Origin of the sequence: Novosphingobium acidiphilum DSM 19966 (assembly GCF_000429005.1) — a bacterium.
In the GTDB taxonomy this organism is placed as follows: domain Bacteria; phylum Pseudomonadota; class Alphaproteobacteria; order Sphingomonadales; family Sphingomonadaceae; genus Novosphingobium; species Novosphingobium acidiphilum.
This window is the reverse complement of the sequence record NZ_AUBA01000012.1, coordinates 75,110-90,804: the sequence shown is the minus strand read 5'-3', so window position 1 is coordinate 90,804 and position 15,695 is coordinate 75,110. Positions and strand designations below refer to the sequence as shown.

The following is a 15,695-nucleotide window of genomic DNA, read 5'->3' as shown; positions in this document are numbered from 1 at the left end:
TCAATCCGGAATGGATCTGATCGCGCTTGCAAATTTCTGTGCGCATATCGGGCGTTGCCATCGCCGTTGCGTGGCCGCGTTGACCGCAAATGTTTGCCTGATGTTTGTGGCGATGCAGCAGTCAATCTGGTTTGATGCGCAATGTTCGCGGGTCTTTTTACCAAAGTGCTGTAATTGCTGGCACTTCGTTTTGTTGCGAATCAGGCCGGACGTGTTAAATTCGTGTGTCGGCTCGCCAAGGCAAACAACAATCCACGTATTTGGAATGCCAAATTGGCTTGAGCCTGACCCCAGTTCAGTTTGACTGATGGGACCGGGCGCGATGGACTTGTGCCATTCGCAGGGGTTCGGCCGCAGCCAGACATCAGGGGATAGTGCCATGGGCAGCGTGAACATCACCGGAACAAGCGGAACCAACGGTGCAAATGGCACCACTCCGGGGGCAAGCGGCGGAAACGGCACCGCGGGCCAGACGGTTACAGGCGCCACGAGCACGCCGACCGATGCGACCAACACGGCCAGTATCCAGGGTGGCACCGGTGGTTTGGGTGGGGCAGGGGCAAACGGCACGACTGCACCCGGTACCGGCGTCTATACCGGCGCGGGCGGCGCAGGCGGTGCCGGCGGCGCCGGCGGCGGCGCAACGGCCACCGCCTCGACCGCAACGGCCGGCCCTGCAACGGCGCAGGCCTATGCCAGCGGCGGCAATGGCGGTTCGGCGGGGGTGGGCGGCGCAGGTCTGACCAATGGTGCCGGCAACGCGGCTGGCGCCGGGGGAACAGCCAGGGCCACGGGCACCTCTGCCGATACGGCCAACACCGGTGACAGCGTCTATGCCTCTGCCCAGGCATCGGGCGGCCAGGGCGGCAATGCCACGGGCCCCGCGGGCGTCGCCGGGGCGGGCGGATCGGTCAGCGGTTCGACCGCCAGGGCAACCAGCGCAGGCAATGGCAGCGTGCAGGCCTATGTCAACCAGTCGGGGGGCAATGGCGGCACAGGCTATAGCGGTGCCACCGCGGGCGCCGGCGGGATTTCAAGCCTGACCAATGCCGTTTCGGGCAGCTCGAACGGAGGCAGCCTGGGGTTCAGCCAATATGCCTATGGCGGATCGGGTGGGTATTCCTACAGCGGCGTGGCGGGTGCGGCGGGTGCTGCGGGTTCAAGCCTGACCATTGACGATACCGCCGCTGCGACCAAAAGCGCTTCGCTGAGCGCGCAAGTCCATGCCCAAGGCGGCAGCGGCGGCGGCACCGATACCGGTACTGCCAAAGCCGGCGCAGGCGCGACCGCCACGTCCACGATGACCGGCGCATTTGCCGTCGCGTCGCAAGCTACGGCCAATGGCGGCAGCGGCGGTTCGGGGCAGACCAATGCCAGCGGCGCCGCCGGATCCACCGGCAAGGCCACAGCGAGTGCCGTGTCAAAAACCACCGGTGCGCAACAGATTACCGCAACGGCCACAGCCAGTGGCGGCACCGGCGGATATGCCACGGGTCTTGGCAAAACCGGCGGCGCGGGCGGAACCGAAACCGGATCGAGCGCCACTGCCACCAGCGCCGGCAACGGCACGGTCGAGGCGACCGTTACGCAAAATGGCGGGTATGGCGGCGCAGGCTATGGCGGGGCAACCGCCGGGGCCGGGGGGGCGACCACGCTGACCAACGCGGTGTCGGGGCAATCCAACCTGGGCAGCCTGTACCTGACTCAGAATGCCACCGGCGGCAACGCGGGCAGCACCGACAGCGGCACGGCCGCAACAGGCGGCGCGGCAACGTCAAACCTGACATTCGACGAAACCGCCAGGACCACCCAAAGCAGCACGATCAACCAGCAATCCAATGCGCAGGGCGGTACTGGCGGCGGCACCAACACCGGCACCGCCAAAGCAGGCGGCGCGGCCACGGCTTCGTCGGTGCTGACCGGGGCGCATGCGGCTACGTCGTCGGCCAATGCCACGGGCGGCAGCGGGGGTGTGGGCATTACCAACGCCGGCGGCGCGGCCGGCGGCGCGGCCACCGCCGTGGCCGGTGCGGCCTCCAAAACCACCGGCGGCGAAACCATCAGCGCGGGCGCCACGGCCACCGGCGGGCGCGGCGGTTATGCCACCGGTGCCGGCACGGTGGCGGGCGCCGGCGGCATAGCCAGCGGATCAAGTGCCACCGCGACCAGCGCCGGCAATGGCAGCGCCCAGGCTGGTGTGAACCAGATCGGCGGCGGCGGCGGTGTCGCGTATGGCGGGGCTACAGGCGGCGCGGGCGCATCATCGACGGTAACCAACGGCGTGTCGGCCCAGACCAAGGGCGGCAGCATCAGTCTTTACCAGACCGCCACAGGCGGCGCTGGCGGCTTCTCCTATGGCGGAACCGCCGGTGGCAGCGGTGCTGCCACATCGAACCTTGCGTTCGACGATACGACCAGGACAACGCAGAGCAGCTCGATCTATGCGCAAGTCGAAGCGCAAGGCGGCACCGGCGGCAGCACCGATACCGGCCAGACCACGGCCGGTGGCGCGGCCACAGCCGTGTCGTCGCTGACCGGGGCGCATACTGTGAATGCGACGGTCAGCGCCTATGGCGGCAGTGGCGGGATAGCCGAAACCACGGGCTCAGGGTCTGCCGGCGGGGCGGTAACCCAGACTGCCGCCACGGGCATCTCCAAAACCACCGGCACCGAATCGGTCAATGCGGCCGCGACCGTAACCGGGGGTGCTGGCGGTTCCGCCGATGGCGCCGGGCAAACCGCAGGTGCGGGCGGCGCGGCAAGCGGATCAAGCGCCACCGCGACAAGCGCGGGTGCCGGTTCGATTACGGCCAGCGTCAACCAGGCTGGCGGGATCGGCGGCGCGGGCTACAACGGCGCCACAGGCGGTGCCGGCGCATCATCGACGTTGACCAATGCCGTGTCCGGCCAGTCCAATCTTGGCACGCTGTCGCTCGATCAGGAGGCCTATGGCGGCAATGGCGGGGCAACCGATAGCGGTGCTGCCGGTGCGGCAGGTGCTGCGGCATCGAACCTGGCGTTCGACGAAACGACCAGATCCACGCAAAGCAGCAATGTCTACGGCACCGCATTTGCGCAAGGCGGCACGGGCGGCAACACCAACACCGGCACGACCACCAAGGGCGGCGATGCCAATGCATCGGCCACGCTGACCAGCGCGCACGCGGTGAATGCCGCCGCCACCGCCAATGGCGGCACAGGCGGGCTTGGCGAAACAACGGCCAGCGGCAGCGCCGGGGGTGCCGCCTTTGCCGCGGCCAGTGCGGCGTCGACCACGCTCAAGGGCGATACGGTTGCGGCCTCGGCCTATGCCAACGGGGGCAATGGCGGCTACGCCACCGGCGCGGGCCAAGTGGCCGGTGCAGGCGGTGCAGCGCTGCAGTCCAATGCCATCGCGCAGACCGCCGGCAATGGCACTGTGCAGGCCTTTGTTACGCAGTCTGGCGGCAATGGCGGCGTCGGCTACAGCGGCGCAACCGGCGGCGCCGGCGGCACAGCAACGGTCATCAACGGCGTGCAGGCACAGACCAATGGCGGCACCATCAGCCTGAACCAGTCCGCCAACGGTGGTGCCGGCGGCTATTCGCATGGCGGCACCGCCGGTGTCGGCGCTGCGGCAACATCGGGTCTGACCTTTACCGACAACCTGGGGCTGACGCCGGCCGGTTCGTTTTCCGCGAGCGTCAACGCCAATGGTGGCCATGGCGGCGGCACCGACACCGGCACTGCGGCGGCAGGCGGCAATGCCAGCGCCGCCTCGACGCTGAACGGCGCTACCTCGATCGGTTCGAACGCCACCGCCAATGGGGGCGCCGGTGGCGTGGGCGACACCACCACCAGCGGCGCAGTCGGCGGCACGGCAACGGCTGCGGCCGATGCCAATGCCTCGGCAGCCGACAGCGCCACCAACCAGGCCACGGCCAGCGCCACCGGCGGCGCAGGCGGCTATGCCACCGGCGCGGGCCAGACCGGCGGCGCGGGTGGCGTGGCCAGCGGATCCAGCGCCCGTGTCACTGGCGCGGGCAACGGCTATCTCTATGCCACGGTCAACCAGACCGGCGGCAGCGGGGGCTTTGGCTATACCGGCGCGAACGGCGGGGCAGGGGTCGCTTCAAGCCTGCTCAATGCAGTCAGCGGCCAATCGGGCGGCGGCTATCTTGACCTGACCCAGAATGCCACGGGCGGCGCGGGCGGCAACACCGACAGCGCGGTGGCGGGTGCGGCAGGCGGAGCAACGTCGGACCTGACATTCGACGATACGATCAACGCCACGGTCAGCAGCACAGTCAACGGCCAGGTCGTCGCGCGCGGCGGAACCGGTGGCAGCACTGATACCGGCACCGCATCGGCGGGCGGGAACGCGCAGTCGCTGTCGACTTTGACCGGCGCGCATACCGTGGTTTCCGAAGCGGATGCCTATGGCGCCACGGGCGGCGCGGGCGAAACCACCGCCAGCGGCGCAGCAGGCGGCACGGCCGCCGCGGCGGCGACGGCCATCGGCAAAAGCACAGGCGCCGACAGCAGTTACGCCACCGCCAGAGCGAACGGCGGCGCCGGCGGCTATGCCAGCGGTGCGGGCAAGACGGCCGGCGCGGGCGGGGTGGCCAGCGGATCAACCGCCAGGGCAACCACTGCGGGCAATGGCAGCGCCGAAATCCTGGTCAACCAGACAGGCGGCAATGGCGGCATCGGCTATTCGGGGGCCAATGCCGGTGCGGGCGCAAGCGCAACATTGACCAGCACCGCGACCGGCGCGACCAATCTGGGCAGCCTGCAACTGTCGCAGAATGCCTATGCCGGGTCTGGCGGCTATGCGCACGGCGCGTCGGCGGGGGTCGGCGGTATCGGCACATCGAACCTGACTTTCAACGATGCCACGGCCAACCCCACCCAAAGCAAGACCTTGTATGGCGAAGCCACCGCCTATGGCGGCAATGGCGGGGGCACCGACACCGGCAAGACCGCCGCCGGCGGGGCCGCGACCGCGTCAACCACGCTGACCGGTGCGTTTGCGGTCAACGCAAATGCAACCGCCAATGGGGGCAGCGGCGGTTCTGGCGATACCGCGGCCAATGGCGCGGTCGGCGGCTCGGCAAAGGCGATCGCGGCGGCAGCATCGACAACGTCGGGCACCGAAACGATCGCCGCAACGGGCACTGCCACCGGTGGTGCGGGTGGCAGTGCAACGGGCGCAGGCCAGGTCGCGGGTGCCGGGGGGCTTGCCAGTCTGTCCACCGCCAAGGCAACCACCACCGGCAGCGGGTCCGCGCAGGCCACCGTCAACCAGACCGGGGGTGCTGGCGGCGTGGGCAATACCGGTGCCACCGGCGGTGCCGGGGCGGCGTCGACGCTATCGAATGCGGCGTCCGGCCAATCCAATGGCGGCGACCTGTATCTCGATCAGAACGCAGCGGGTGGCGCAGGCGGCAACACCGACACCGGCATTGCCGGCCTGGGTGGTGCGGGCACATCGCTGCTGGTCGCCAACGATGCAACCAAGGCACCGCACAGCAGCTATGTCTATGCCGAAACCACAGGCAGCGGGGGCACTGGCGGCAGCACCAACACCGGCACGGCCAAGGCCGGGGGCGCGGGAACAGCCTCTACCACATTGACCGGCACATCCACCGTGGATGGCGAGGCGTATGCGTATGGCGGCAGCGGCGGCGCGGGCGAAACGACCGCCAGCGGTGCGGCAGGCGGCGCAGCCAGGGCAACCGTCGTTGCCGCGTCGACAACCCTCAACAACCAGGGGGTCACGGCCAGTGCGACCGCCCGGGGCGGTGGCGGCGGCTATGCGTCGGGCGCAGGCAAAGTGGCGGGGGCAGGCGGCGCGGGTTCGGGTTCGTCGGCCAAAGCGACCAGCACCGGCAACGGCTCGGTTTCGGCCAGCGTCACCCAGACCGGCGGCAGCGGGGGCACCGGGTACAATGGTGCTGCCGGTGGGGCGGGCGGCGCATCCGGCCTGACCAACGCAGCCCTGGGCCAATCCGGCGGCGGGGCGGTTGCGCTGACCCAGAATGCCACGGGCGGTGCCGGCGGCTATTCGTATGGCGGCACGGCCGGCCTGGGCGGGCTGGCGGTGTCAAGCCTGACGACAAGCGACACGACAAGTCTGACGCTGGGCGCGCAGGCCAATGCGCTGGGCGGCGGCGGCGGGGGCACCGATACCGGTACGTCGAAGGCCGGCGGTTCGGGCACCGCTTTGGCAGCGATCACCGGCGCCCACGCGGTCACCGCCGCTGCCAATGGCTATGGCGGTGATGGTGGCTTTGGCGGAACCACTGCCAGCGGCGCCGCCGGCGGAACGGCCAAAGCCAACGTGACTGCCGCGTCGACCACCACCGGCACAGAAACCGTCGCCGCCAGCGCCACGGCCTATGCCGGAAACGGCGGCTATGCCACGGGTGCGGGCAAAGTGGGTGGTGCGGGCGGGGTTGCCAGCGGATCGACCGCCAAGGCAACCAGCGCGGGCGCCGGTTCGGTCCAGGTCGGCGTCAACCAGAAAAGCGGGATCGGCGGCAGCGGATCGGGCGGCGCAAACGGCGGCGCGGGTGGCGCATCCACCCTGACCAACGCGGTTACCGGCCAATCCAACGGCGGCAGCGTCAGCCTGACCCAGACGGCGACGGGCGGGAACGGTGGTTATGGCTACGGCACGGACACAGGGGGTGCAGGCGGGGCCGCAACGTCGATCCTGACCGACAACGACACCGCACTGACCACGCAATCGGCCGAAGTCTATGGCTCAATCCAGGCCTATGCCGGCGCGGGCGGGGGATCGGACAGCGGAACCGGGGGCAATGGTGCCGCTGCCATCGGAAATGGCACGATCATCGCGGGCAAATCGGTCGATCTGTACGTGACGGCGCTGGGCGGCAATGGCGGATCGGGCGGCTCCACGGGCGCGGGCGGCGCGGCCACCGCCACCGGTTCGGCAGCCGGGGTCAGCCACGCAGTGTCGCAGATTGTGGCCACCGGCGGTCTGGGCGCGGGCAGTTCGGCCAAGGCCACCGCATCGGCCACGGGCGCAGGCGGCTATGCCCAGGTGACCAGTTCTGCGGCGGTCGCGGCACAGGGCACGACCGGACAGCTGGTCGATTCGGCCAGGGCGTCGGTTTCAACCAGCCTTGAAGGCAACGGCACGATCGCCGACAGTGCCAAGGATGTCTCGGCGGTTCAGTTCGGCGTGGCCACGCCCGCCAGCGATACCACCGATCAGGGTGTGGCCGTGATTACCGGTGCGCCGACCGCGGCCAATGTGGCGACCATCCTGGCGGCAAACAGCACCATCGCCAGCGCCTTTGCCGTAACGCCGTCCTACTTCGGCATTGCCGAAGTGGGCGGGGCTTATACCACCGCGGGCATCACCGCAGAGACGACCACGAGCACGGTCAGCGAAAGCGTGGATCTTGGCCAGCTGGCCCTGCGGCAGGATCTGCTGGTTGGCCTGTATGGCGGCACGCTGGTTGGCACCGGGGTTACCGGGGTTACGCTGACCATCATCGCCAACGGCAGCACCGTGCTGAACCAGAGTTTTACCAGCGGTGCGGCGGCAAAGGCCTATTTCACCAACAATGCGGTCGATCTGGGGTCGTTGGCAGGAACGCTTTATGCAGGCAATGTTGCCAATATCTCGGTCAGCCTCAGCGTCACGACCAGCGGGGCGGGGTCGGGCTTTTATGGCAACTTGCTGATCGGCGATCCGCCCAAGGCGGCGTCCGCAACCGCCACAGCCGGCGATACCCGGTTTGGCCAGGCGGCCAGCGCCACGCTCGGTTTTGCCACAAGGCCGGGACTGGGGCCGATCAAGGACTTTGCCCCCACCGGCGCGGCGCATGATACGGTGCCCTTCGCCAGCGGCGCCTTTGCCGATTGGGCGCATCTGCTGGGGGCAACCCGCCAAGGCAGCAGCGATCTGGCGGTGGCGCTTGACCCTGCCGACACCATCGCACGCGGACATCTTGCCCAGGCCAGCCTTTCGCAAGGCATCGTCAGGCATCTGTGACAGGCGTCGGGACAGGTCCGCGTGCTGTTATGGGGTGGCATGGTCCACGAATGCGCGTTCCATCACGAAGGTGCCGGGGCGGTGGGTCGATCCTTCGTGCAGGCCATGCGCCACGCAGATGTCCTTCATCGCGTGGTTGACCGGAATGTTGCCGCAGATCATCACCCGGTCGGTTGCCGGATCGAACTGCGTCTGGTCAAGTCCGAGATCGCGGAACAGCTGGCCCGACGTGATCAGATCGGTCACCCGGCCATTGCGCACAAAGGCCTCGCGCGTGACCGAGGGGTAATAACGCAGGCGCCCGCGCACCACATCGCCCAGCAACTCTTCGGCAAAAATGCCCTGTTCCAGGTAATCGCGGAACACCAGTTCGCGCGCATGGCGCACGCCGTGGCACAATGTCACGGTATCGAACTTGCGGTCGATGCCAAGGTCTTCGTCGCCATAGGTGTGGATGTCACGGGCAATGCTCATCCACGGGGCAATCCCCGTGCCGGTGCCGATCAGGTACAGGTTGCGGCCGGGCAGCAGCGCACTGTGGACCAGCGTGCCGGTCGGCTTTGATCCGACCAGCACGTGATCGCCCGGCACGATGTCCTTCAGGTGCGTGGTCAATTGGCCATCGGGGGCGACGATTGACAGGAATTCCAGCTCGTCGGCATAGTTGGGCGAGATGATCGAATAGGCACGCGGCTTGGGTTGATACCCGTCGCGTTCGGGCAGGTTCAGCATCACGAACTGGCCCGACTGAAACTTGAACCCATCGGGCCGCGACAGCGAAAAGCTGAACAATTCGGGCGTCCAGTGTTTGACGCCAAGCACTATCTGCGCACTGAACATTCACCATCTCCACGCCAACACGCCTATCAGACACCAGAATGCGGCGATTATCCATACCACCGAATGTCATAGGCTATGCTATGCCTTCGGTGGGCCAAAAAAGCGTGACATGATCGATCAGGCCGCCCGCTACGTCCCGCGCCATCCGGTCGTTGCGAAAAGGCCTTGATAATGCTTGCAAACACCGTGGCCGCAGTCGGGCCGATTGTTGCCATCGGGGCATCGGCCGGTGGGCTGGAGGCGGTTTCGCGGCTGTTCGAGGCGATTCCGGCACAGACCGGCATGACCTTTATCGTGGTCCAGCATCTTGATCCCGCGCACAAAAGCCTGATGGCCGATCTGCTGGGGGAACACACCACGATGCCGGTGGTCGAAGCGGCCGAGGGCGGAACGCTGCTGGCCGATCACGTCTATGTCATCCCCGCGGGCCGGTTCCTTTCGGTGCGATCCGGGCTGTTGCACCTGACTGCGCCCGATCTGCGCCATGGCGTGCGATTGCCTTTCGATTTCCTGTTGCGATCGATGGCGCAATCGTGCGGCGCGCGCGCCATTGCGGTGATCCTGTCGGGCACGGGCGGCGACGGCAGCGCGGCGCTGCAAGCGTTGCACGAAGCCGGCGGCCGCGTGATCGCACAAGCACCCGAAGAAGCCGAATTTTCCGGCATGCCGCAAACCGCGATCGCCACCGGGCTGGTCGACCGGATCGCGCGCGTGGCCGACATTCCCGCGGCCCTGGCCGAACTGCGCAAACGCCGATCGACGCGCGATGCGGCAGCCCCCGCGCCCGTCCCGGAAAAGGCGGATCTTTGCGCGATCCTGACCCTGCTCAAGGATCGCACCGGCCACGATTTCCTGTCCTACAAGCCCGGCACGATCGGCCGCCGGATCGAACGGCGGATGGGCCTTTTGTCGATCCGGCCGGGCGACCTGGCGCGTTATTTCGACCTGTTGAGCCGCAATCCGTCCGAATGCGAGCGGCTGGCGCAGGATCTGCTGATCAATGTCACGGGTTTTTTCCGCGATGCCAGCGTGTTCGAAACGCTTGAAGCCGTCGTCATTCCCCAGATCCTGGCCAACCTTGCCCCTGGCCAGGCGCTGCGCCTGTGGGTGGCAGGATGCAGCACCGGTGAAGAGGCCTATTCGCTGGCCATGGTCTGCCGCGATGCGATCGCTGCCGGCGGGGGCGATGTCAAACTTCAGATCTTTGCCTCGGACCTTGACGCCGATGCGATCACCTTCGCCCGCGAAGGGGTCTATCCGCTGGATATTTCAGGCGTTGTGTCGGCCGACCGGCTGGCGCGGTTCTTCGTACGCGAAGATGCCGGTTATCGCGTGGCCCCGGCGTTGCGCGGCCAGATCGTGTTTACCGTGCAGGATGTGCTGGCCGATCCGCCATTTTCGCGCATCGATCTGGTGTCGTGCCGCAATCTGCTGATCTATCTCAATCTTGAGGCGCAGGCCAAGGCCATCGCGCTGTTCCACTTTGCACTGAACGAGGGCGGTGTGCTGCTGCTCGGTTCGGCCGAATCGATCGGCCGCAACGATGACCGGTTCGAACCGCTGGCCAAGGCCGAATGCTGTTTTCGCCATCTGAGGCATTCCCGCCCTGGCGAGGCCGGGTTTCCGTTCAGCTTTTCCGACAGCCTGCCGCTGATCAAGCCCGAGGGTCCCGCGCCGGGCGTGGCCCGGGAATCCAGCCTGGCGCAAACCTGCAGCAAGGCGATTATGGCCACGCATGCCCCGGCGGCCGTGCTGGTCAACCGGCGGCATGAATGCCTCTATTCGGTCGGGCCGACACACCGGTATCTGCGCGTCGCGCCGGGCTATGCCTCGCTCGACCTGCTGGCGATGGCAACGCCGGCCTTGCGCACCAAGTTGCGGCTGGCGGTTGCCCGGGCGGGCAGGGCAGAGCCGCGCGTCGATGGCGGCCGCGCGCGTGTCACCACAGGCAGCGCGACGATCAGCTTTCGCATCGACGTGCAGTGGCTGAACGAAGCCAACGAAGATCTTCTGCTGGTGTGTTTCGTCGAAGACCACGAAACGGGCCAGACTTTGCCCGGCACCGCCATCGATGCCGCGCGCATTGCCGAACTGGAAAAGGAACTGGCCGCCGCGCACGACGAAGTCGAAAGCGTGATCCAGAGCCGCCAGATCGCCGAGCAGGAGCAGAAGGCGATCAACGAGGAAACGCTGTCGGTCAACGAAGAGTTCCAGTCGACCAACGAGGAATTGCTGACCTCAAAGGAAGAACTGCAATCGCTGAACGAGGAACTGACCGCGCTCAACGGCCAGTTGCAGGAAACGCTGGATCGTCAGCGGCTGGCCTCTGACGATCTGCAGAACGTGCTCTACAGCACCAATGTCGGGACCATGTTCCTCGATGCCGGGTTGCGGATCCGCTTCTTTACCCCGGCGATCAGCCTGCTGTTTGCGGTCATACCCGGTGATATCGGCAGGCCGTTGGCCGATCTGCGTCCGATTGCCGATGATCCCGATCTGCTGGCCGATGCGGCGCGCGTGCTGGCCGAAGCCGCGTCGATCGATCGCGAGGTGCATGCCCCGGGCGGCTCGTGGTTCACGCGTCGGATATTCCCCTACCGCGCGCATGACACCCGGGTCGAAGGCGTGGTCATCACCTTTTCCGACATCACCCAGACCAAGGCGGTGACCCGCGCGCTTGAGGCGGCCAAGCTTGAGGCGGAACGCGCCAACATTGCCAAATCGCGGTTTCTGGCAGCGGCCAGCCATGACCTGCGCCAACCGCTGCAATCGCTGACGTTGCTGACCGGCCTGCTGGGACAGGCGGTGGATGGCGCGCGCGAAACCGATCTGCTGCGTCGGTTTGAACAGACACTGCATGCCATGTCGGGCATGCTCGATGCGCTGTTGAACATCAACCAGATCGAGGCCGGCGTGATCAAGCCCCGGCTGTCGGAGTTTGCGCTGAATGACGTGTTCGACCGGTTGCGCAGTGAATTTCGTGTCATTGCGCAGGCGCGCAATCTTGATCTGACGATCATGCCCGGTTCGGCCATGGTCAACAGCGATCCGCATCTGCTGGACCAGATGCTGCGCAATCTGCTGGGCAATGCGATCAAATACACCGCGCGCGGCAAAGTGCTGGTGGGCTGCCGTCGCGATGGCAAGGATGTGCGGATCGAGGTGTGGGACACCGGGATCGGCATCCGCGCGGACCAGCTTCAGGCGATCTTCGAGGAATTTCACCAGGTCGATATGGCGGCGCACGAAAACAGCGGCGGCCTGGGGCTTGGTCTGTCGATTGTGCAGCGGCTGGGTCGGCTGCTGGGTTACCCGGTCAATGTCCGCTCGGTGCCCGGACATGGTTCTGTGTTCACGATCGTCGTGCCGGGCGCGGTTGCGCCCGCCCCGGTCGCTTTGCCGGTTGCGCCCGCGCCGGTCGCGGCCGGACCCCATCGAACCTGCGCGATCATGGTGGTGGAAGATGATCTCGATGTGCTGGATCTGCTGACCCAGGTGTTGCGGCGCCAAGGCCACGTGGTGCATGGCGCGCACGATGCGGCACATGCGCTGCGTCTGGTTGTCGATACCGGCGTCCGCCCCGATCTGGTCCTGACCGATTACAACCTGCCGCACGGGGTCAACGGGCTGGATATGCTGGAACAGTTGCGCCGCGTGCTGCCGCCGGGGTTGCCCGCGATCATCCTGACCGGAGATATTTCGACCGCTACGATCGCCAGAATTGCTGCAGCAAACTGCATCCGGCTGGACAAACCGGCCGATCCGCACGACCTGGTGCAGACGATCGGCCGACTATGCCCGCAGGCCCCCGTGCAGCGGGTTGCGGCCGTTGCGGCCAAGGCCGCGCGCAAGCCGCCAGCGGCCGCCGGCGGACCGGTTGCCTATGTCGTCGACGATGACCCGGCAATCCGCAGCGCGGTGCGCGAGGTGCTGGAATCCCACGGCGTGCGGGTTGACGATTTTGACAGCGCGGAAAGCTTCCTTGGCGGTTATCGCCCGGGCAGCGAGGGCTGCCTGCTGCTTGACGCGCATATGCCGGGGATGAGCGGGCTTGACCTGCTGGCCACGTTGCGCGCGCGGCATGATCAGCTGCCGGTGATCCTGATCACCGGGGGCGGCGACATCGCGCTGGCCGTGGCGGCGATGCGCGCCGGGGCCAGCAATTTTCTGGAAAAGCCGGTCGGCTCTGCCGAAATTCTGGCCTGCGTCGATCTGGCGGTGGGGCAATCGCACGATACCCGCCTGATCGGTGCCGCACGCAGCGAGGCGGCCACGCGCATCGCCACGCTGACCACGCGCCAGCGCGAAGTCCTGCGCCGCGTGCTGTTGGGCGAACCGAGCAAGAATATTGCCGCCGATCTGGCCATCAGCCAGCGCACGGTCGAAAATCACCGGTCCGAAATCATGCACAAGATGAAGGTTCGTTCGATCCCCGAACTGGTCAAGCTGGCGATCGATTCCGAACTGAACTGAGCGACGGTGTGCGGGGCCGCAGGCGTGCGGAGGCGCCGGTGTACTGTGGGCCAGAGCATTTGCCGATGCTTTTGCGCATCTGCGTAGAATCCGAGGGTTTGCCCACAATGCACCGCGCCTTAGGCAACCTTCAAGATGCAAACCGACCGCTTCGCCGTTTGACCCTTCCCCGGGTTTGGCGATGTGAATCAGGACCGGTCCGACGTCGACCCCGTCGGGCCATGGTCGCATCGCACTTGAAAGTCGGCGACTGCTTGCAGTCGCCGGCTTTTCTTTTGTCCTGGGTCAGAACCCGTAGTTGACCTGCAGCTTGAACAGCACCGGCGCTGCCAGCTGGCCCATGGAATCGGCGTTGTCCGATGGGCGTGCCGCGTTCACATATTGCGCGACAGGGAACTCCACATCGCCATAGATCGACAGCTTGCGCGTGATCTGCACGCGCAGACCGGGTGCCAGCAGCACGCGCTGATACCCCGAATTCAGCGGATCGGACTCGGTGCCGGTGTCGCGCGCGCGCAACGAACCCAGCACTTGCAGGGTGGGGGACAGGATCGTCTTTCCGGCCGGCAGGTCATATGTCACGCCCAGCCCACCATCGAACTCGTTGCCGGGGCGATAACCGTCACGCGTGGCAACCGCAAAACGGTATTGCGCCTGGACAAACCAGCGCGCTTGCCCGCGGATATGCCCGACATGATAACCGCTGATATCCAGATCGGTGCTGCCGGTGCCGGGCAGGCTGTCGCGATCATAGGGCTGACCGCCATAGGCGTCGGTCGGGCTGGTATAGCGCCCGGTCGGCAGCTTGATGCCGATGCCAAGGCCGGTTGACATGTCGGATGCAAACCCGGTGTAGGTCAGGCGCACCATGGCATCGCCCAGATCGGTCAGCGGCACCGTTTCCACCACCGGATTGCCATTGGCATCGGCGCCGGTGGTGGTGAAGCTGCGATGAACCATCGGCAATTCCGCCATGATCATCCACTTGTGTCCGATCACGTAGTTCAGGCCGACCGTGTAGAAATCGGTCTTGATACGCTTGTCGGAATTGTCGTCCGCGCTGGCAACGTGGCCCGCCTCGCGGTTGGTGTCCTGGTCCATCGTGGAATAGCGGGCAAAGACCGACAGGCCGCTGTCCGAATCCTGGGGGGTGATGCCGGTCACGCCCGAATCGAAAATGCCGCAGCCGCAGGCGCAGGCCATGGCGCTGGCGGGGGTCATGGCGGCCAGCAGAACAGTGCCGGCAAAGGCAAAGGGGGTGGAACGTGTCATGGAAAACCTCACATCGTGTGCGACCCGCGCGCGCGTGCGCGTCTTGTCGGATCGAAATGCGCGCCATTTTGCGCAATGCGTTGAAGCGGGGCATGATCCCGTCGGGCGGGACCAGCGCGGGTCAGGCCGGCACGGGGGGCGCGCGCAACGGCGGCCGCAGCCGGGGCAGCAGGCGGACAGCGACAACGGTGAAGCCCGCGATCCCGACCAGCACGATAAACGCCAGCAAAGTGGCCAGCAGCGCCGGATCGGCGCCGGCAAGACCCGCATGGCCCAGCGCCGAATACGGGCACGCCTGGTGGTCGGGCGCCGCCTTGTCGGCCGGGTTGTGGTGCTTGATCGCGATCACCACGGCCTTGGCCTCGGCGTGTGCGGCATCGGCATAGCCATCGCAGATCTGCACGGTCAGCGTGCGCGCATCGCTGCCGATCATCATCCCTGTGGGGATCAGCGCCTTCATCGCCAGCGCCAGCGCGATCACGGCCAGGGCCGTGGTGCGGTGACGCAGGAAAAAGGCCCGGAACAGGATCATTGCGCGGGTCGCATAAGCCCGGCGCGGCGCCTTGTCATCCCTTTTGCAACGGCATTCGCGCGCTGTCCTTCACCGCCTCCATCACCACGAAGGTCGAGGTGGACGTGACATGCGGCAGGCGCGAGATCTTTTCGCCCAGCACCGCCCGGAACCGCGCAATATTGGCGGTGCGCACTTTCAGCAGATAGTCAAAGCTGCTGGCGATCATGTGGCATTCCTCGACCTCGTCAATGCCACGCACCGCGCGGTTGAATTCCTGCAACGCCGCCTCGCGCGTGTCGGACAGCTTGACCTCGGTATAGGCGACGTGGTCCATGCCCAGCGCGCGTGGATCGATCACCGCGCGAAACCCCTGGATCACGCCCGATGCGATCAGGCGGTGCAGCCGTTGCTGGCACGGTGTGCGCGACAGTCCCACCCGCTGCGCCAGGTCGGTTACGGCAATGCGCCCGTCCTGTGCCACAATCGCCAGGATTTTCAGGTCAAAGGCGTCAAATTGCCTGCTGCTGTCGGATAATTCGGTCATAATGCCTGTTTCATACCGCAAAATTGTACGAATTGAACAGGTGT

7 protein-coding genes are annotated in these 15,695 nt (G+C 66.6%); 2 read left to right on the top strand and 5 right to left on the bottom strand.

Features of this window, described 5'->3' with window-relative positions:
• Positions 1-396 carry a hypothetical protein gene (locus tag G404_RS20375; protein WP_156906289.1) on the bottom strand — a complete coding sequence of 132 codons (396 nt, stop codon included), beginning with the start codon at positions 394-396 and terminating at the stop codon, positions 1-3.
• On the opposite strand from G404_RS20375, the gene G404_RS0111795 reads away from it, so the two are divergent.
• Positions 380-8,008 (top strand): hypothetical protein, encoded by a 7,629-nt coding sequence (locus tag G404_RS0111795; protein ID WP_156906288.1) that lies wholly within the window; start codon positions 380-382, stop codon positions 8,006-8,008. The two genes, G404_RS20375 and G404_RS0111795, sit on opposite strands and share 17 nt — an antisense overlap.
• A 27-nt stretch (positions 8,009-8,035) precedes the next feature.
• Here G404_RS0111795 and G404_RS0111790 read toward each other — a convergent pair whose 3' ends face one another.
• Positions 8,036-8,848: a ferredoxin--NADP reductase gene (locus tag G404_RS0111790; protein ID WP_028641262.1), complete on the bottom strand. Its 813-nt coding sequence runs from the start codon at positions 8,846-8,848 to the stop codon at positions 8,036-8,038.
• A gap of 171 nt (positions 8,849-9,019) precedes the next feature.
• Here G404_RS0111790 and G404_RS18915 point away from each other — a divergent pair, with 171 nt between their 5' ends.
• Positions 9,020-13,321: a chemotaxis protein CheB gene (locus G404_RS18915; protein ID WP_084601280.1), complete on the top strand. Its 4,302-nt coding sequence runs from the start codon at positions 9,020-9,022 to the stop codon at positions 13,319-13,321.
• 285 nt (positions 13,322-13,606) lie between these two features.
• Here the strand turns inward: G404_RS18915 and G404_RS0111780 are convergent, their stop codons facing one another.
• The 3 genes from G404_RS0111780 to G404_RS0111770 form a co-directional block, all read right to left on the bottom strand.
• Positions 13,607-14,593 (bottom strand): transporter family protein, encoded by a 987-nt coding sequence (locus G404_RS0111780; protein ID WP_036521229.1) that lies wholly within the window; start codon positions 14,591-14,593, stop codon positions 13,607-13,609.
• A gap of 121 nt (positions 14,594-14,714) precedes the next feature.
• Complete coding sequence (locus G404_RS0111775; protein ID WP_028641260.1) at positions 14,715-15,125, bottom strand: DUF2946 family protein; 411 nt, start codon at positions 15,123-15,125, stop codon at positions 14,715-14,717.
• Between the two features lie 34 nt (positions 15,126-15,159).
• A complete protein-coding gene (locus G404_RS0111770) occupies positions 15,160-15,651 on the bottom strand; it encodes an Lrp/AsnC family transcriptional regulator (RefSeq protein ID WP_028641259.1) in 492 nt (163 codons plus the stop codon).
• Between the last annotated feature and the right edge of the window lie 44 nt (positions 15,652-15,695).

What these genes read in the sequence shown, in the direction of transcription:
- G404_RS0111795 (WP_156906288.1), top strand. Translation starts at nt 380, where the DNA reads ATGGGCAGCGTGAACATCACCGGAACAAGCGGAACCAACGGTGCAAAT.
- G404_RS0111775 (WP_028641260.1), bottom strand. Translation starts at nt 15,125, where the DNA reads ATGATCCTGTTCCGGGCCTTTTTCCTGCGTCACCGCACCACGGCCCTG.
- G404_RS0111780 (WP_036521229.1), bottom strand. Translation starts at nt 14,593, where the DNA reads ATGACACGTTCCACCCCCTTTGCCTTTGCCGGCACTGTTCTGCTGGCC.
- G404_RS20375 (WP_156906289.1), bottom strand. Translation starts at nt 396, where the DNA reads ATGTTCACGCTGCCCATGGCACTATCCCCTGATGTCTGGCTGCGGCCG.
- G404_RS18915 (WP_084601280.1), top strand. Translation starts at nt 9,020, where the DNA reads ATGCTTGCAAACACCGTGGCCGCAGTCGGGCCGATTGTTGCCATCGGG.
- G404_RS0111770 (WP_028641259.1), bottom strand. Translation starts at nt 15,651, where the DNA reads ATGACCGAATTATCCGACAGCAGCAGGCAATTTGACGCCTTTGACCTG.
- G404_RS0111790 (WP_028641262.1), bottom strand. Translation starts at nt 8,848, where the DNA reads ATGTTCAGTGCGCAGATAGTGCTTGGCGTCAAACACTGGACGCCCGAA.